Origin of the sequence: Rathayibacter sp. AY1A4 (assembly GCF_002930955.1) — a bacterium.
GTDB lineage: Bacteria > Actinomycetota > Actinomycetes > Actinomycetales > Microbacteriaceae > Rathayibacter.
Map to the genome: position 1 here is coordinate 1 of NZ_PSTN01000041.1, position 15,157 is coordinate 15,157.

Here is a 15,157-nt window from a genome sequence, read left to right on the forward strand (position 1 = left end):
GGTGGTCGCGGTGGCCGTCGGGGTCGGCGTGACCGGCGGGGTGGTGGCTGCGCTTCCCGTGACGCGGACTGCGGCGTCCGACGTGATGGTCGCTCCGCGGGGCTGGTCCACCCTGCCGTTGCTGACGCCGGTGACCTGGACCAGGCTGCTGGCGCGGTCCTTGTAGGCGTCGTAGGCGCTCGAGGGGATCGTCACGGTGACCGCGGACCGTCTGCTGTTCGTACTCACCTGGGCGGGGATCCGCTCGGTCCTGCTGGGACCGACATAGGCGGCGAGCCCCTGGAGGTCGTAGAAGTCGTCCCGGTTGGACTCGAGGACGACGGTGTCGCCGCCCTTCACGTCCGGCACCTCAGCGGCGTTGCTGTAGGCGAAGTAGGCGGCGCTGCGCTGGAGCGTCTGCGCGGTCCCGCTGAGGTCGACCCCGCCGACGCCGCCGCTGCCGGAGGCTCCGGCGACGGAGAGAGTGGCCGACGTGGTCAGCTCGTAGCCGCTGTCGACCGGCTGGCCGATCGGCTCCCGGGGGTTCTTGATCGGCTGCTTCTGCGCCGTGATCTGGAGGGCGACGGTTCCACTACCGAACGAGGCGAGGGGCTGCTTCAGGTCGATGCGGAAGCTACGGCTCCCGGACGCGAGCTTCGCCGACCCGGCGAGGTCGTAGTCACCGATCGCCCAGTTGTAGGTCGTGAACGCCGGATAGGAACCCGTCGGCCGAGCGGAGTCGGAGAGCGTGACGTCGAGACCGGTGACGTCGCCCGCGACGGGACTGATCTGGGCGGCCGAGAACGTCTCGGTGGTCGACCAGTTGTATGGACTCGTCAGCGCGACCATCCGGCTCACCGCGGCGGCAGCCGCTCCGGCTCCTGTCGTCACTCCGAGGACGACGGCTGCCGTGCTCGCGACCGCGATGGCGGCGCGCCTCCACCTCGCTCGCGTCGTCGTCTGCGGTCGGGATGTGGTCATGGCGAGTTCCCCCTCGTCGTGGTCCTCGTGCCGAGCACTCCCGTCGGCACGTCCGTCGCGGTGCCCGCGCTGGGGCACACGTGTCGGTCAGGGCAGCCTAACCGTGCTGAGCGGCGTCCCGGGGAGGGGAGGGCGCCGCCGACCACCGGGATCGTCGACCGGTCCGCTCGCACGAGGCTGTCCTCCTGCTCGGATCCGCACCGGTCGGAGGGGTCCTGCAGGAGCGACGGGCGAACACAGGGCGCTCTCGGACTCGACGGGCGAGGGGCCTTGTCGAGGATCCTTCCGTCCTTTCCGACCCCGACCGGGGCTCATGGTGGAGCGGTTCCCGGTCGAGGCCGGCGCGTCAGCCCTGGATCGGGACGGTCCGGCCGACCAGGCAGGCGCCGGTCGCGATCGGTGCCGCGATCACCGCCCGCACCCCGCCGCTCTTCGGGCCGTACTGGCCGATGAGGCACGACTCCCCGAGCTTGACGGAGACCTGCACCGAGTCCGCGTCGAGTCCGACCGAGGTCTCGTCCGCTGTCAGCTGCATCGACTCGCGGGAGAACCCCGCCGCGACGAGCGCGTCGACCACGCTGGAGCCGCTCACCTTCGGATCGGGCTCGGCCGCCGCGCGAAGGGTCTGCTCGAACACGGGGAGGTTCTGCTCCGTCGTCCCGCCCGGCACGAAGGCGACGGGTGCGGCGGACTCCGCCGGTGCCGGCGCCTCGGCCGCGGAGGAGGACACCACGGGATCCGGTGCCGACGGCGACGTGCAACCGGAGAGGCAGACGGCGAGACCGCCGAGCACGAGCGCGATGCGGGCCGCTCGGTTCCGTGTCACGCCCGGCTCCTCCCGACCGGGACGGCTCTCGCTCCGGTCCCCCGGATCAGAACGGGGTCTCCCCGGATCCTACCGAGAGACCGGGAGCGCCTCCGCCGACGCCCGCCGCCACCGGCGGCTCGGGCACGGCATCACCGCGGTCATGGCCCGACGCGCCCCAGTCCCCCGCCGCGGCGCCCTCGCGCGGCGCCTCCTCGCTCCACGCGGGCTCGGCGGCAGGGGCGGGAGCAGAGGCGCGCCCGACGGTCTTCGTGAAGCTGCTGGTCCCCCAGGCGAGGTCGTGCCCGATGCCCTCGGCCGTGAGGACCACATCCGTACCGGCCTTGCCTCCCGCCTCCCAGGCCCTCACCCCGAGCCGCCCGGTGACGAGGATCCGGTCGCCGCGCGACAGGGAGGACAGCGCGTTGCCGGCCAGGCCGTTGAACGCGGTGACGGTGTACCAGTTGGTCGAGACGTCGACCCAGCGCTGCTCCGAGCGGTCGTAGCGCCGCTGCGTCGAGGCGAGCCGGAAGCTGGTCATCGCGGTGCCGCTGGAGGTATCGATGCTCCGGGGCTCGGTGCCGATGGTCCCGATGACGGTCAGCGTGTCGGTCATGGTCGTGTCCTCTCTACTCCTGCCCCGCCACGGCTGCGACGGGCACGGCGCCCGGGCGGAGGGGGCTGGTACCGCTCGGGCGCCGCAGTGCCAGTGTCGCGACGAAGGGCCCGCCTCCGAGGTGGAGGCGGGCCCTTCTGGGGAGAGGACGAGCGGATCGTCCCCTGTGGAGGAGCGTTACGACGCGGTGATGTACCTCGAGTAGGACTTGCGGATCTTGTTCACCTTGGGCAGTGCGACCGCCATGCAGTAGCCCTGGCCCGGGTTCTTCGCGAAGAAGTCCTGGTGGTAGTCCTCGGCGGGGTAGTAGACGCCCAGCGGCGAGATTTCAGTGACGATCGGGCCGTCCCACCACTCGGACGCACGGTCGCGCGCGGTCTCGAACAGCTCCTTCTCCTCGTCGGAGGAGTAGAACATCGCCGAGCGGTACTGCGTGCCGACGTCGTTGCCCTGGCGGTTCAGCTGTCGCGGGTCGTGCAGGGTGAAGAAGACGTCGAGGACGACCTGCTCGGGGATGACCTCGGGATCGAAGGTGACGGCGACGGCCTCGGCGTGGCCGGTGCGCCCGGAGCAGACGTCCTCGTAGTCGGGCTCGGTCGTGCGGCCGCCGGTGTAGCCGGAGACGACGTCGGTCACGCCGTCGAGGACGCGGTAGACGGCGTCCAGACACCAGAAGCATCCTCCGGCGAGTACGAATGTGCGCATAGCGTGTGACTCACTTCCTGTCGCGTCGACGCGTCCGGGGTGCCGGAGGCGTCAGTCGGTCCAACACGCTCACCGCCCCCTGCATTCCGCGGATCCGCCCCCTGCAATAGAGTCGCGGCGTGAGCTACGACGCCGCCCCCGCCCGCTACGACCGCATGGACTACCGACGCACCGGACGGAGCGGCCTGCTGCTGCCCGCCCTGTCGCTGGGCCTCTGGCACAACTTCGGATCCGACCGCTCCCTCGACACGCAGCGCGCGATCCTCCGCCGCGCGTTCGACCTGGGCGTCACCCACTTCGACCTCGCGAACAACTACGGACCGCCCTACGGCGCCGCCGAGACGGCCTTCGGCCGCATCCTCGCGGAGGACCTCCGCCCGTACCGCGACGAGATCGTCATCTCGTCCAAGGCCGGATACGACATGTGGCCCGGCCCGTACGGGGACGGCGGCTCGCGCAAGTACCTGCTCTCCTCGCTCGACCAGAGCCTGCAGCGGATCGGCGTCGACTACGTGGACGTCTTCTACTCGCACCGGCCGGACCCGGAGACTCCGATCGAGGAGACCATGGGCGCTCTCGTCTCGGCGGTGGAGTCGGGCAAGGCGCTCTACGCCGGCATCTCGAACTACTCGCCCGAGCAGACCCGGGCCGCGCAGGCGGCACTGGCGGGCAGCGGAGTGCCGCTCCTCCTGCACCAGCCCCGCTACTCGCTCTTCGACCGCGGACCCGAGGACGGCCTCTTCCCCGTGCTCGACGAGCTCGGCACCGGCTGCATCGTCTTCTCGCCGCTGGCGCAGGGGCTCCTGACGGACCGCTACCTCGACGGTACCGTGCCGGAGGGGTCCCGTGCGGCGACGTCGCGCTTCCTCTCCTCCGACCGGATCGACGAGGCGTACCTGACGCGCGCCCGCGGCCTGAACGCGATCGCGCAGCAGCGCGGCCAGTCGCTGGCCCAGCTCGCCCTGAGCTGGGTGCTCCGGGTGCCCACCGTCACGAGCGCCATCATCGGAGCGTCGAGCGTCGCGCAGCTCGAGCAGAACGTCGCCGCGCTGGACGCCGGCCCCCTCTCGCAGGAGGAGATCGACGCGATCGAGGAGTTCGCGGTGCACGGCACGACCCTGCGCTGACGCCCCGGCGGGGATGTCGGTGGTCGGCCGTAGTCTGCGACAGCACTCGGCCGGTGGGTGCTCCGAGACTCGAGCAGGAGGAACCGATGTCCCTGTCCACGCTGCACGCCACCCGCACCCCGCCGACGCTCACCCGGGTCAACGCCCGGCTGTGGCGCGTGAGCACCGGCTCGGGCGCCGTGGTCGGTCACATCGAGCTGGTCGAGGATCCGCTCGGCGAGCGGTACCGCGCCCGGCTGCTGCGGGCGGGCATGCCCGCCGGCGCCGAGCTCGGCGAGTTCTGGAGCGTCGACGACGCGATCGAGGTCTTCCGCGTCGCCTGACGCGCCGATCCGCCCGGTCGGCGGCGTGCCGACCGGGCCGCGGCGACCGCCCCGGATAGCGTTCGCCCCATGCAGTGGTGGAACGAGTTCATGTCCTGGATCCGCACGAGCGACGGGCACCAGGCGGTCTTCACGGCCGCTGTGGTCCTGCTGGCCGTGGTGGTCGGAGCGATCGTGATCGCCTCCGTCTTCCGAGCGTCCATCGCGCGCCTCATCCGTCAGCAGGATCACGAGCGGAAGAACGCGGTCATCGCGACGCTCGTCGACGCCGCGGTCGACGCCTCGGCCTGGAACGTCCTCAGCAGCCCGGAGCGCGTCCTCAGCGACCGCGCGTCCGCGCAGGCCGAGACGCACCTGCGCCTCCTGCCCGTCAAGGGCTCCGGAGTCGCGGCCAACTGGGCCGCTCACGAGCTCGCCGAGCTGAAGCACACGTCGAGCACCGGCGGCTACCAGACGCAGGCGAGCGTGGGCGAGTTCCGTGACCGCCTCGTGCAGTGGCGGGACAAGCCCGGGCGCGCCCGGAAGGCCTTCCTCGCCGACCTCGAGCGCTGGCGCTTCTCGGAGACGGGTCGAGACCGCTCCGCCGAGTCCGCTCCGTCGTCCGATCGGGCCGCGAGCACCGCCGAGGCCGCTCCCCAGCGCACCGCTCCCCCGGCCGCCGCACCGACCGCCGTCGCACCGGTCGTCGTCGGCGCGGGCTCCGCCTCCGGCTCTGCAGCCCCGCAGACGCCCACGATCGTCCTCCCCGCGTCGGCCGGGGACGCCTCGCAGGAGGAGACCCGCCGCCTGCTCGCCGACGTCGACCGCCTGGAGGTGCCGTCGCGCGAGCGTTTCGTGGAGGAGCTGCCGCCCGTCGACCCGCAGCGCTCGGCTCCTGCCGCCCAGCCGCAGCCGGACGCGGAGCACGACGCGACGCCGTCGGCTCCGGCCGACGGAGACCGCGACGGCGTGCCGGCCGACGACGAGGCGGTCGTCCGGGCGGACGAGGCCCGGTTCGAGCGGTCCGCCTCGGACGACGACCGAGGCCAGGAGCGCAGCTCGGTCTGAGTGCTCCCGACTACGAGAAGAAGGCCCCGATCGCGAATGCGATCGGGGCCTTCTCCGTGGTGCGGGCGGTGCGTGTACTGACTAGCTGTGTGCATCACGTGCACGGGCGACTCGGCCGACCAGTACGGCGAGGGGCGCCGCGACGATCGTCCACGCGACGGCGATTCCACCGAGGATGGCGAGGAGCAGCATGGTCGTACCTCCGTTCGTTACGTCGTTGTAATTCCGGACACCCCAAGACTAGGTGCCTGAATGACACTCAAACGACTTCGGGTGGGAAACACGCCGGTGTTGCCTCCGATTTGCCGGTGTGTTACTAGTGGAGCGACCGCGAGTCCTCGTCCGAGGGTCACCGGAGCGGAGGAAAACCCCGTGGGTGCCGGGCGTCACTCCTCGGAGGAGCGCAGCGCCGCCCGAGGAGAGGCCGCGACGCGGTCGAAGGACGGGCGCGAGGCGTCGACGCTGATCCGCACGCCACCGGGACAAGACTAGGGACGGCGACCGGCGCGCTCCCGATCCGATGGTGCCCCCGGCAGGAATCGAACCTGCGACCAAGAGATTCCGACCCGATGCCTTGCGGTGGATCGCCGTGCCTCCCGGTTTCTGCCTCTGACCAGGCCGAATAGGTGAGCCTCGCTGGCTCTGACTGTCCGTGGATCGCCGCTCGTAGCCCTGCTTTCCGTCGACTAAACGATGAGCGCCCCGGCCCCCGTCACCCTGTAGCCACGAGCTGCAGGCGTGCGCGGAGGTCGGGGCCTTCGTGCGTTCGGACGCGGTAGTGCCGCTCGGTGATGTCGGTGCCCGCGTGGCCGAGCTGCCGGGACGCCTCGCCGAGGTCTTCGACGAGCGTCGCGACCGACTTCCGGAAGGTGTGCGGCGTGACCCACTCCCACTCCGTGCCCTCCGTGAAGCGCCGCAGCTGCTTCCGGAAGTTGTTCGGGTCCCGCACTGTCGAACGCTCGAGGAACAGCGATGGGAACACGAGGTCGACGTCGCGATCGCGCGCGGCGAGCATGTCGACGATGAAGTCGGGGAGCAGGAGGCGGCGCCGCGAGGTCGAGGACTTCGGGTGCGTCTGGATGGTCATGCCGGCGCCCTTGGTCCAGAGCGTCGTCCCGCGGATCGTTGCGGAGGGGGTGGGCGCGTCGAGGTCGACGTCGGCCCAGCGGATCGCGAAGACCTCGCCGACGCGCGCGCCGGTGCCGGCCATGAAATCGACGGGGTCGACGACGTCGCCGAGGACGCTGCGCCGGTCGGCGGCCAGCGCGGTCCGGAACGCGCGGAGCTCGTCGAGGGTGAGTGCGCGCACTTCGGGGGGCGTGGATCGGATGGAGCCGACGTCGCGGATGGGGTTCGCGGGGATCGCGTCGAGGCGCGCGGCCATGCCGAGGATGCCGGAGAGGACGCTCTTCGCTTGCTTCGCGGTCGCGGGCCCGCGGGTGCGGGCGAGGGTGCGGAGGAACGTGTCGCAGCGGGCGGTCGTCATCTCGCGCAGGCGGACGCCGCCGAGGCCCTGGTCGACGTGCGCGAGCGCCTGCCGGTACCGGCGCTCGGTGGTGGGTGCGCGCTGCCCGTCGATCTCGTCGGTCCACCACTTCACCCCCGCGTCGCGTAACCGCGTCTCCGGGGTGAGCTCGTCGCCGAGAGGGGCGCGGCGCTCGAGAAGGGCGCGGGTGAGGAGCTCGCGGGCGTTGCCGGCGCTCTGGGCGCTCTTGCGTTCGACGATGCGGGTGACGCCGTCGTAGTCGCGGAAGCGGGTGCGCGCGACCCAGGGTCCCTTGGCCTTCGGCGCCGGGGTGACGGTGACGACTCCGTTCGAGCCGATGGGTAGCGGCGGGCGTGGCATGGGCGCTCCTAGGCGGTGCGGTGGTCTCGGAGGTAGAGCTCGAGGAGGTGGTCGGTGACGCCGAGCTCGAGTGCCCAGACGCCGGGGTCCGGGCTCATGCGTGCGACGTCGGCGAGGTGGTCGGGGGCGATGAGCTTGCGGGCGGCCCACCGGTCGGCGAGGCGTTCGATGCGGGGGGTTGTCTCGGCGTGGCCGAGGCAGACGTGGCCGAGCTCGTGCGCGAGGGTCTGGCGTTCGTGCCATGCGCGGAGTCCGCGCTTGAGGACGATGACGCGCTCGTCGGGAAGCCAGAGGCCGTTGGCGGATCGGATCCTGCCGTGAAGGACGGAGATGCCCAGCCGGTTCGCGTGCTCGTACGGGTCGTACGCGGTGGCGGCGGGGCGGTGACTCATGGGGTCCTGTCGTCGAGGTCCTGTTCGGGGTCGGAGTGATCGGCTGCGATCCGGTCGCCGTACCGGGCTGCGATTTCTTCGTCGGTGAGAGTGTCGAGGGGACCACTGACATTCCGCCGACGCCTGTCGGATAGCTGCACGGCTGCGGCGGTCTGCTCGTCCGAGATCGGCTCGGTGAACTCGGGGTGCTCACCCTCGGCTTCGATGACGCGGCGGAGGATCTCTTCGGCGAGCTGGCGGTCGGTCGCGCTGCGGAGCGCAGCTTCGCTGATGGAGGCGCGCGCCTCGTCGGGGCTGATGTAGCCGGCGGCGACGAAGGCGGGGAGGATCGGCGCCCCGTAGGCGCGGCAGATGGCGACGACGGTCGCGGCCTTCATCTCGCCGTCGAGCTGACGAACGAGGGTGCTCGGGGTGATCCCCGCGGCGAGGGCGACGGAGCGCAGGCTCTTGGTGCCGCTGATCTGTTCGATGTGTTCCCGAAGTGCGTCATTCACGGGTGCGAGTCTGTCGCAACTTTGCGACACCCGCAAGCCGTAGTGCCCCGGAATGGCGGGAAAGCACCTGAACACTTCCGCAACAACCACCCCCGTCCGTGTTGCATTCCTGCGTCAGGCCGTCGCATACTTGCGACACAGCAACGCAGAACCGCAACGAGGAGGACCGAATGGGAAGCACGCTCCGGATCAAGCCGGGACTGCTCAAGAGGCTCCGCGAGGTTCGCGAGATCCCCAGCGAGGAGCACCAGGCGCGCCTCATGGGAGTCCACCGCGCAACGCTCCGCCGCGTCGACGAGGGCGCACAGCCCTCGGCGGCGTTCATGGTCGCGATGGTCGACACGTTCGGCCTGAGCATCGGCGAAGCGTTCGAGGTCGTGAAGACCCCGTCCCTCGCAGAGCAGAAGCAGAAGGTCGCGGCCTGATGGCCAAGCACCTCACCGTCACCGATCTCGCCGACGAGCTGCAGATCGAGGAGGCTGCCGTCTACCAGATGCGCAACCGCAACCCCGACGCACTCCCCCCGGCGTTCAAGGTCGGGAAGTACCTGCGCTGGCGTCGCGAAGACGTCGACGCGTGGATCGCGGCCCAGCTGCCGACGTCGAACGTGACGTCGATCAGCGGCCGACGCTCCGCCTAGACCGCCAGCAATCCCGCTGGCAGGGGCCGGCCACCGCGACGTTCTGAGTCGCGGACGGAGACCACCGGCCCCACCCCTCTCCCCCATCACACCCCGCGCCGTGGGAGGCGCTGTTCGTCGCGCCTTCCGAAGGGGCGCGCCGGGCACACACCAGAAGGGAACGACCATGAGCATCGTCGAAGACACTCACCTCGAGACGTGGAAGGCAGAGGTCGACTCGAGCCTCGCCGAGCGCCGTTGGCTCGCATGGATCGGCGACGCTGAGCGCGCCGCCGGCCACTCGCTCGACGGCGACCAGGCGGTAGACGGCTACTCGATGGACTTCGCCTACGAGGCGTGGGAGCTGGGCGCCAGCCCGGCCGCCTACGTGCGCTCCTTGCAGAAGGAGGCGTGATCATGCTCACGCTCCGCCGCGGTGAGGTCGTCAACCTCGCCGAGTACGTCCCGGCCATCGTGTCGGCCATGCACCACCGGCTCGACGGCCTCGCCGCCGAGTACACCCTCACCGGCAAGGCGGCCGCCTGATGGCCGGGCGCAGCCTCACCCCTGAGCAGATCGACGAGATCCGCTCGCGAGGAGCGGCCGGCGAGTCCGCGCGCTCGATCGCCGAGAAGGTCGGCTCGTCCCGGAATACCGTCGTCAAGTACCTCGCGGCGTCGGCCGACCCGAAGCCCGCGCAGCGCGGCCAGGGCTCGCCCTCGCAGCGCGCAGGCCTCTACGGCTCGATCCCCGAGATCTCCCCGGCCGACAAGGCGATCGTGCTCGCGGACCTCGAGCGGCGCGGCCTTGCGGACGACCTCGCCGACATGCTCGGCCTGCGCCCGGCGGTGTCCTCGTGACCGCCGTCGACACGATCCCTGCTGCCGTCGGCGTGCCCGCGGGAATCGCCCTGTGGCTCGCCGTCATCTGGCCGGCCCTCCCCTCCCGGATCCGGGAGCGGCTGACCCCTCACCGATGGATCGGCGCCCAGGCCCGCTACTGCACCGCCCACCAGCGGTGCCGCGGCCGCCTTCGCTTCTACAACCAGTACGGCGTCCGCATCTGCGAAGCGTGGACCGTCAGCACGCTCGTCTCGGCCGAGTCCCGCGAAGCGCTCGCCCCGGTGATCCACTGCGAGCTCCACCACGGACACCGCGGCCGCCACTACAGCATCGACGCCGATCGGACGTGGACGCGATGACCGCCCCACTGCAGTTCTCCGAACCCGCCAAGCCGGTCCCCGCAGACGTCCTCGACGTGCTCGCCCAACGCGCAGACGCAGGGGACGCGTACCTCATCGTCCGCGGCAACGTCGGCGCCCGTTTGCGCCGGAGCCTGCCGAAGGACCACCCGGAGCGCACCGGCTCGCTCTGGGAGCGCCTCGCCGGCTGACGCGACCGCACCTCACCCTCCCCACCCATCACCCGCTCACGAAGGAGCCCCATGTCCGTACAGATCTCCGGGCAGGTCCCCGGCGAGAAGCTCAACGGCCTCGTCGACCTCGCCTCCCAGTTCATCGACGACGAGACCGGCCGCGTAGTCGTCATCGGCGTCGTCGAGCCGTCGAAGATCGTCCACAACGTCGCCAAGCAGGAGACCTACCCCGTCGTCCGGTTCATCCAGATCGACGCGCTGCAGGGCGAGCTCGACGACGCCACCCGCGCGAAGCTCGCCGACGCGGTCAGCGACGGTGACCTCGAACTCATCGGCCGCGCGCTCCTCGAGGCCGCGTACAAGGCGAGGACCGGGCTCGAACAGCTCGACTTCGACGCGCCCGACCTCGACGCCGACGAGTGAGCGACCCGACCGAGCGCCTCCACGTCGTCTCGTTCTCCATCCCCGGAGAGCCGAAGGCGAAGGAGCGGCCCCGGCACGGGAAGGGCGGCCGCACCTTCACCCCCGCGACCACCCTCCGCGCCGAGGCCGCCATCGCCGAGCTGTTCAAGGCGGCCTGCGAGCTCGCGGACCCGCTCGCCTGCGACGTCGCCATGCGGCTCGACTTCCACCTCGTGCGCCGCGGCCGCCGCGACGTCGACAACCTCCAGAAGCTCGTGATGGACGCCCTCAACGGCGTCGCCTACGTCGACGACAACCAGGTCATCGACGTCCGCGCCACGAAGCGCTTCGTCGAGAAGGGCCACGCCGGCTCCTTCATCACCCTCTGGGCCGTCGTGCCCGCAGGCACCCCGATCGCCTGACCACTCACCACAAAAGGATCACCATGACCAGCCAGACCACTACCCAGCCCGCCGCCGTCGACACCGACGACGAGTCGTACCGCGAGCCCATCGACGTCGCCGCGCTCGCCGCCGAGTACGCCCGGCTCGGCGCGGTCGCCGCCGACGCGAAGGAGCGGCAGGAGCAGATCGCTGAGCAGCTGCGCGAGGGCCTCGAGTTCGGGACGCACCAGGCGGGGAACCTAGCCGTCGCGATCCAGCACAACCGGCGCCCGAACACCGCGCAGATCGAGAAGGACTACCCGGCCGACCAGTTCCCCGCGATCTACGTCCCGAAGCTCGACATGGCCGCGTTCCGAAAGTACGTCGCGCCGATCATCGTCGAGAACTACCAGGTCGAGGGCGCCCCGAAGGTGCTGGTCAAGTGACTAACAACTATCGGACTAGGCGAGACGATGCAAAGTTCTCGCCGGCCGCGTTTCGCCACGTAATCAAGATGACGGTCACCGGAGGACTAGCAATAGAACGCTCAATAAAGAAGGGGATTTCTGCCCCAGGATCTAAGTCGAATGGATCCGTAATCGAGAAGACCGCGTCATTGAATCCACCGAGCTCTTCCATCTGGACGGCATACGCAGTCTCGGAGCCGTCATTCACCAGAGCGAACCCGCGCCCCTTCGATCCGCCCCCTGCAATCTTCCAGCGAACCCCATTGGACTCCTCTCGCGAGCCGCTACCCCGCCGGTTTGCAACATCTGCTGCTGCGGAAACCTGCAACTCGATGGCTCGCTGGCTCGCCTCAACAGCAGCCTGCATTGCTTCCACAGCGAGGCGATTCGACTCCGCGGCAGCAATGCTCGCCCTCGTCGATTCCTTCTGGGAATCATTCGCGGTTTTGTTTGCGCGAAAGGTGAGTAGTGCGATGAGTCCTGTCGCCGCAATTCCAAGGGCTGTCAGGACAACCATGATCCAGTCGGTGATGAGAGGACTGTCCTCCGTGATTACGTGCGGATACTGGCCCGACTGGAAATTAGATACAAGCTCGTTCAGTGCGTCGATCAACTCGTCCATGCCCCGCACTCTAACGGTTCCCGCAGTCTGCCTTTGTCACCCACTCGCAACCGAGTGCTTGAGGTGATCGACATCGAGCGTGCGTACCTCGGCGTCATCGAGCGGGCGATGGCCGCGCACCCCCGCAGCCACCAGAAGCGCATCGGCCCGTCCGAGATCGGCGACCCCTGCGACAAGGCGATCCTGCACAAGCTCGCGCAGATCCCCGAACCGCCCCGCCCGCCAGCGTGGAAGCCCGCGATCGGCACCGCCGTCCACGCGCAGCTCGAGGATTGGTTCGACGCCGCGAACCCCGACAGCCACCTCGAGTGGGTCACCGAGAACACCGTCTACGTCGGCGACATCGGCCCCGAACGGATCCTCGGCTCCTGCGACCTCTTCCACATCCCCTCCGGCACCGTCATCGACCACAAGGTCATCGGCGCGAAGCAGCTCGCCCACTACCGGGCGAACGGCCCCTCACCGAAGTACCGCGTGCAGGCGCACCTCTACGGCCTCGGCTACTTCAAGGAGGACGGGTGGGGCATTCCCCGCGAGGTGATGATCGCGTTCCTCCCCCGCGACGGCGAGCTCGGGAAGACGTACCTCTGGCACGAGCCGTGGAACGCCGGCATCGCCCTCGAAGCGATGAACCGCGCGAACCGCCTCGACCAGCTGTGGCGCCTCGTCGGCCTCGAGAAGGCCGTCGAGATCTCCCCCGGCTGCGACGACCCCTACTGCGCTTGGTGCCGCCTCGACCGGGCCGCCGCCGACCGGGCGAAGGGAGGCCCGCTCTTCACCCTCTGACCGCCACCCACGCACGACCAGCACGGACCAGCACGACCACCCAGACAGCCCGAAAGGCGAAACCACTCATGTCCCTCTTCGACATCTCCGGCGGCAAGTCCGCCACCTTCAACACCATCGGCGAGACCATCACCGGCACCATCACCCGCGCGCCCTCCGAGCGGCAGGCCACGAAGTACAAGACCACCGACCTCGACTTCTGGCCCTCCGGCGACCCGAAGATGCAGATCCAGGTGCCGCTGCAGACCACCCTCCGCGTCGACCCCGACGACGACGGCGTCCGCACCCTCTACGTCACGAAGTCCAAGGGCGACTCCCGCTTCCGCGCCATCGCCGAAGCGATCGCAGCGGCCGGCGCCGGAGACCTCGCCGTCGGCGGGATCCTGACCGTCACCTACACCGGCAACGACCCGCAGTCGCAGAACCCCGCAAACCCGAAGAAGCTCTACACCGCCACCTACGCGGCGCCCGCATCCGGCTTCGCCCAGCCCGCACCCGCCGCCGCACCCCAGCAGCAGCAGGCGCCCGCCGGGTTCCCGTCGCAGGCCATCCCCCAGCAGGCCCCGCAGCAGCAGACGCAGGCGCCGTTCGTTCCGCAGACCCCGCCGCCCGCGGGGACCTGGCCGGACACCGCCCCGCAGCAGGCCGCCCAGCAGCAGGCCCCCCAGCCCGCCGCGCCCGCGGGGACCTGGCCGGACACCGCCCCGCAGCAGGCCGCCCAGCAGCAGGCCCCCCAGCCCGCCGCGCCCGCAGCACCGGCCGCGCCCGCCGTCGCGGGACACCCGTCCGGCCTGCCCGGCGAGCTCGTCGAGAAGATCCGCGCCCTCATCGGCATGCAGATCCCTGACGCCGGCATCGCCTCCGCCACCGGCGTCACCCCCGAGCAGGTCGCCGCGGTCCGCGGCTCCTGACCCACCCCGGCACCACCCCGCACCGAGCGGTCCTCGGCACCCGCACCACCCAGAAGGAGAAGACCGTGAACCAGGCAGAGATGGACGCGCTGCGTCAGAAGATCGCCACCGCCCTCAGCCGCGCCGGAATGGAGGCGACCCTCTCGCCCGACGAGGGCGACGCCGTCTACGTCAGCGACGGCGACGCGGACATCGTGCTCACCCTCGAGGTCCTGTAGCCCGACCCGCTCGGCGGCGCCCACCCCTCACCCGGTGGGCGCCGCCCCCACCCCGCCGACACCCGCGCCCACAGGAAGCACCCCATGAGCAGCATCAACCAGACCGCGCACCAGCTCGCGGCCGCCGGCGTGTCCGTCATCCCCGTCGCCCCCGGCACCAGCAAGCGCCCCCACGGCTCGTGGAAGCAGGCGCAGACCACCATCGCCACACCAGGCGAGATCGACCAGACGTGGACCACCGACACCCCCTTCGGGCTCGGAATCGTCACCGGCGCCGTCTCCGGCAACCTCGAGATGCTCGAACTCGAAGGCCGCGCCATGAACCGCCTCCCCGAGCTCGCGCAGCTCGCCCAGGACTCCGGCGTCGGCGACCTCTGGGCCCGCGTGTCCACCGGCTGGCTCGAGCAGTCCCCCTCCGGCGGCATCCACTGGCTGTACCGCACCGACCGGCCCGTCGTCGGAAACACGAAGCTCGCCGCCGACCCCGACCACCAGACCCTCGCCGAGACCCGCGGCGAAGGCGGCTTCGTCGTCGCCGCCCCCACCCCCGGCGCCTTCCACGACACCGGCCGCCCCTGGCTCCGCATCGCCGGCGGCCCGGACAGCATCCCCACCCTCACCGACGACGAGCGCGGCACCCTCCACGCCATCATCGGCACCCTCGACGAGACCCCCGCCCCCGAACAGGCCGCGACCCTGTCCGCCACCTGGACCGCGACGCCCGCGAACCGCGACGGCGACGTCACCCCCGGCGACGACTACGAAGCCCGCACCGACTGGGCCGACATCCTCACCCCCCACGGCTGGACCCTGATCTTCGCCCGCGGCACCACCCGCTACTGGCGCCGCCCCGGCAAGGACTCCGACATCTCCGCGACCACCGGCCACGCCCGCGACCGCGACCGCCTCTTCGTGTTCACCACCTCCACCGTCTTCGACTCCGAGACCCCCTACACGAAGTTCGGCGCGTACGCCGTCCTCGAGCACGGCGGCGACCACTCCGCCGCCGCCACCGCCCTCGCCGGATCCGGATACGGCCACCGCGCCGAACGCCACCTCT

25 protein-coding genes and 1 tRNA gene are annotated in these 15,157 nt (G+C 70.7%); 17 read left to right on the forward strand and 9 right to left on the reverse strand.

From position 1 onward, the window contains the following. The 4 genes from C5B92_RS16125 to msrA form a co-directional block, all read right to left on the reverse strand. A partial coding sequence (locus tag C5B92_RS16125) for a hypothetical protein (RefSeq protein WP_146079372.1) occupies positions 1-960 on the reverse strand: 960 nt, incomplete at its 3' end. 346 nt (positions 961-1,306) lie between these two features. Then, the gene (locus C5B92_RS16130) at positions 1,307-1,786 is read right to left on the reverse strand and encodes a DUF6993 domain-containing protein (RefSeq protein ID WP_104254933.1); all 480 of its coding nucleotides are present in this window, start codon (positions 1,784-1,786) and stop codon (positions 1,307-1,309) included. A 46-nt stretch (positions 1,787-1,832) separates the two neighbouring features. After that, positions 1,833-2,381, reverse strand: coding sequence for a single-stranded DNA-binding protein (locus C5B92_RS16135; protein WP_104274010.1), 549 nt, complete (start codon positions 2,379-2,381; stop codon positions 1,833-1,835). 177 nt (positions 2,382-2,558) lie between these two features. Beyond that, positions 2,559-3,086: a peptide-methionine (S)-S-oxide reductase MsrA gene (msrA, locus tag C5B92_RS16140; protein WP_104223713.1), complete on the reverse strand. Its 528-nt coding sequence runs from the start codon at positions 3,084-3,086 to the stop codon at positions 2,559-2,561. A gap of 119 nt (positions 3,087-3,205) precedes the next feature. On the opposite strand from msrA, the gene C5B92_RS16145 reads away from it, so the two are divergent. The 3 genes from C5B92_RS16145 (at position 3,206) to C5B92_RS16155 (ending at position 5,583) form a co-directional block, all read left to right on the forward strand. Next, complete coding sequence (locus C5B92_RS16145; protein WP_104223714.1) at positions 3,206-4,213, forward strand: aldo/keto reductase; 1,008 nt, start codon at positions 3,206-3,208, stop codon at positions 4,211-4,213. A gap of 86 nt (positions 4,214-4,299) precedes the next feature. Continuing rightward, entirely contained in the window at positions 4,300-4,536 is a 237-nt protein-coding gene (locus C5B92_RS16150) for a hypothetical protein (RefSeq protein WP_104223715.1), read from the forward strand. Between the two features lie 69 nt (positions 4,537-4,605). Next, positions 4,606-5,583, forward strand: coding sequence for a hypothetical protein (locus C5B92_RS16155; protein ID WP_104254935.1), 978 nt, complete (start codon positions 4,606-4,608; stop codon positions 5,581-5,583). Positions 5,584-6,104: 521 nt separating this feature from the next. Here the strand turns inward: C5B92_RS16155 and C5B92_RS17440 are convergent. The 4 genes from C5B92_RS17440 to C5B92_RS16170 form a co-directional block, all read right to left on the reverse strand. Further along, positions 6,105-6,202, reverse strand: a tRNA-OTHER gene (locus C5B92_RS17440). A 93-nt stretch (positions 6,203-6,295) separates the two neighbouring features. Then, a complete protein-coding gene (gene xerC / locus C5B92_RS16160; RefSeq protein ID WP_104350579.1) occupies positions 6,296-7,429 on the reverse strand; it encodes a tyrosine recombinase XerC in 1,134 nt (377 codons plus the stop codon). Positions 7,430-7,437: 8 nt separating this feature from the next. After that, positions 7,438-7,821, reverse strand: a complete 384-nt coding sequence (locus C5B92_RS16165; RefSeq protein WP_104350580.1) for an ImmA/IrrE family metallo-endopeptidase — start codon at positions 7,819-7,821, stop codon at positions 7,438-7,440. Further along, the gene (locus C5B92_RS16170) at positions 7,818-8,405 is read right to left on the reverse strand and encodes a hypothetical protein (RefSeq protein ID WP_146079373.1); all 588 of its coding nucleotides are present in this window, start codon (positions 8,403-8,405) and stop codon (positions 7,818-7,820) included. Before C5B92_RS16170 ends, C5B92_RS16165 begins: the two co-directional genes overlap by 4 nt. Positions 8,406-8,485: 80 nt before the next feature. On the opposite strand from C5B92_RS16170, the gene C5B92_RS17445 reads away from it, so the two are divergent. From C5B92_RS17445 to C5B92_RS16210, 10 genes are all read left to right on the forward strand, one after another. Further along, positions 8,486-8,740, forward strand: a complete 255-nt coding sequence (locus C5B92_RS17445; protein WP_104324458.1) for a helix-turn-helix transcriptional regulator — start codon at positions 8,486-8,488, stop codon at positions 8,738-8,740. After that, a complete protein-coding gene (locus C5B92_RS17450; protein WP_104324459.1) occupies positions 8,740-8,955 on the forward strand; it encodes an AlpA family transcriptional regulator in 216 nt (71 codons plus the stop codon). The genes C5B92_RS17445 and C5B92_RS17450 overlap by 1 nt, the downstream gene beginning before the upstream one ends. A gap of 166 nt (positions 8,956-9,121) precedes the next feature. Further along, positions 9,122-9,349, forward strand: coding sequence for a hypothetical protein (locus C5B92_RS16180; RefSeq protein WP_104350583.1), 228 nt, complete (start codon positions 9,122-9,124; stop codon positions 9,347-9,349). A gap of 2 nt (positions 9,350-9,351) precedes the next feature. Then, positions 9,352-9,480, forward strand: a complete 129-nt coding sequence (locus C5B92_RS17750; protein WP_258061600.1) for a hypothetical protein — start codon at positions 9,352-9,354, stop codon at positions 9,478-9,480. After that, positions 9,480-9,794: a helix-turn-helix domain-containing protein gene (locus C5B92_RS17560; protein ID WP_104350584.1), complete on the forward strand. Its 315-nt coding sequence runs from the start codon at positions 9,480-9,482 to the stop codon at positions 9,792-9,794. The genes C5B92_RS17750 and C5B92_RS17560 overlap by 1 nt, the downstream gene beginning before the upstream one ends. Next, complete coding sequence (locus tag C5B92_RS16190; RefSeq protein WP_104350585.1) at positions 9,791-10,135, forward strand: hypothetical protein; 345 nt, start codon at positions 9,791-9,793, stop codon at positions 10,133-10,135. The genes C5B92_RS17560 and C5B92_RS16190 overlap by 4 nt, the downstream gene beginning before the upstream one ends. After that, positions 10,132-10,326 carry a hypothetical protein gene (locus tag C5B92_RS16195; RefSeq protein ID WP_146079374.1) on the forward strand — a complete coding sequence of 65 codons (195 nt, stop codon included), beginning with the start codon at positions 10,132-10,134 and terminating at the stop codon, positions 10,324-10,326. The genes C5B92_RS16190 and C5B92_RS16195 overlap by 4 nt, the downstream gene beginning before the upstream one ends. Positions 10,327-10,377: 51 nt before the next feature. Next, entirely contained in the window at positions 10,378-10,731 is a 354-nt protein-coding gene (locus C5B92_RS16200) for a hypothetical protein (RefSeq protein WP_104350587.1), read from the forward strand. Beyond that, positions 10,728-11,132 carry a RusA family crossover junction endodeoxyribonuclease gene (locus C5B92_RS16205; protein ID WP_146079375.1) on the forward strand — a complete coding sequence of 135 codons (405 nt, stop codon included), beginning with the start codon at positions 10,728-10,730 and terminating at the stop codon, positions 11,130-11,132. The genes C5B92_RS16200 and C5B92_RS16205 overlap by 4 nt, the downstream gene beginning before the upstream one ends. 23 nt (positions 11,133-11,155) lie before the next feature. Further along, the gene (locus C5B92_RS16210) at positions 11,156-11,539 is read left to right on the forward strand and encodes a hypothetical protein (RefSeq protein WP_104350588.1); all 384 of its coding nucleotides are present in this window, start codon (positions 11,156-11,158) and stop codon (positions 11,537-11,539) included. 7 nt (positions 11,540-11,546) lie between these two features. Here C5B92_RS16210 and C5B92_RS17080 read toward each other — a convergent pair whose 3' ends face one another. Continuing rightward, complete coding sequence (locus tag C5B92_RS17080) at positions 11,547-12,182, reverse strand: hypothetical protein (RefSeq protein ID WP_146079376.1); 636 nt, start codon at positions 12,180-12,182, stop codon at positions 11,547-11,549. Between the two features lie 63 nt (positions 12,183-12,245). Here C5B92_RS17080 and C5B92_RS16215 point away from each other — a divergent pair, with 63 nt between their 5' ends. The 4 genes from C5B92_RS16215 to C5B92_RS16225 all read left to right on the forward strand — a co-directional run. Further along, complete coding sequence (locus tag C5B92_RS16215; protein WP_104350589.1) at positions 12,246-12,968, forward strand: hypothetical protein; 723 nt, start codon at positions 12,246-12,248, stop codon at positions 12,966-12,968. A gap of 68 nt (positions 12,969-13,036) precedes the next feature. Next, positions 13,037-13,879: a hypothetical protein gene (locus tag C5B92_RS16220; RefSeq protein WP_104350590.1), complete on the forward strand. Its 843-nt coding sequence runs from the start codon at positions 13,037-13,039 to the stop codon at positions 13,877-13,879. Positions 13,880-13,944: 65 nt separating this feature from the next. Then, positions 13,945-14,097 carry a hypothetical protein gene (locus C5B92_RS17455; RefSeq protein ID WP_181028868.1) on the forward strand — a complete coding sequence of 51 codons (153 nt, stop codon included), beginning with the start codon at positions 13,945-13,947 and terminating at the stop codon, positions 14,095-14,097. A gap of 84 nt (positions 14,098-14,181) precedes the next feature. After that, positions 14,182-15,157, forward strand: a 976-nt coding sequence (locus C5B92_RS16225) for a bifunctional DNA primase/polymerase (protein ID WP_181028870.1), incomplete at its 3' end; no start/stop codon positions are given.

What these genes read in the sequence shown, in the direction of transcription:
- C5B92_RS16220 (WP_104350590.1), top strand. Translation starts at nt 13,037, where the DNA reads ATGTCCCTCTTCGACATCTCCGGCGGCAAGTCCGCCACCTTCAACACC.
- C5B92_RS16195 (WP_146079374.1), top strand. Translation starts at nt 10,132, where the DNA reads ATGACCGCCCCACTGCAGTTCTCCGAACCCGCCAAGCCGGTCCCCGCA.
- C5B92_RS17450 (WP_104324459.1), top strand. Translation starts at nt 8,740, where the DNA reads ATGGCCAAGCACCTCACCGTCACCGATCTCGCCGACGAGCTGCAGATC.
- msrA (WP_104223713.1), bottom strand. Translation starts at nt 3,086, where the DNA reads ATGCGCACATTCGTACTCGCCGGAGGATGCTTCTGGTGTCTGGACGCC.
- xerC (WP_104350579.1), bottom strand. Translation starts at nt 7,429, where the DNA reads ATGCCACGCCCGCCGCTACCCATCGGCTCGAACGGAGTCGTCACCGTC.
- C5B92_RS17080 (WP_146079376.1), bottom strand. Translation starts at nt 12,182, where the DNA reads ATGGACGAGTTGATCGACGCACTGAACGAGCTTGTATCTAATTTCCAG.
- C5B92_RS17560 (WP_104350584.1), top strand. Translation starts at nt 9,480, where the DNA reads ATGGCCGGGCGCAGCCTCACCCCTGAGCAGATCGACGAGATCCGCTCG.
- C5B92_RS16150 (WP_104223715.1), top strand. Translation starts at nt 4,300, where the DNA reads ATGTCCCTGTCCACGCTGCACGCCACCCGCACCCCGCCGACGCTCACC.
- C5B92_RS16155 (WP_104254935.1), top strand. Translation starts at nt 4,606, where the DNA reads ATGCAGTGGTGGAACGAGTTCATGTCCTGGATCCGCACGAGCGACGGG.
- C5B92_RS16180 (WP_104350583.1), top strand. Translation starts at nt 9,122, where the DNA reads ATGAGCATCGTCGAAGACACTCACCTCGAGACGTGGAAGGCAGAGGTC.
- C5B92_RS16135 (WP_104274010.1), bottom strand. Translation starts at nt 2,381, where the DNA reads ATGACCGACACGCTGACCGTCATCGGGACCATCGGCACCGAGCCCCGG.
- C5B92_RS17750 (WP_258061600.1), top strand. Translation starts at nt 9,352, where the DNA reads ATGCTCACGCTCCGCCGCGGTGAGGTCGTCAACCTCGCCGAGTACGTC.
- C5B92_RS16200 (WP_104350587.1), top strand. Translation starts at nt 10,378, where the DNA reads ATGTCCGTACAGATCTCCGGGCAGGTCCCCGGCGAGAAGCTCAACGGC.
- C5B92_RS16165 (WP_104350580.1), bottom strand. Translation starts at nt 7,821, where the DNA reads ATGAGTCACCGCCCCGCCGCCACCGCGTACGACCCGTACGAGCACGCG.
- C5B92_RS16210 (WP_104350588.1), top strand. Translation starts at nt 11,156, where the DNA reads ATGACCAGCCAGACCACTACCCAGCCCGCCGCCGTCGACACCGACGAC.
- C5B92_RS17445 (WP_104324458.1), top strand. Translation starts at nt 8,486, where the DNA reads ATGGGAAGCACGCTCCGGATCAAGCCGGGACTGCTCAAGAGGCTCCGC.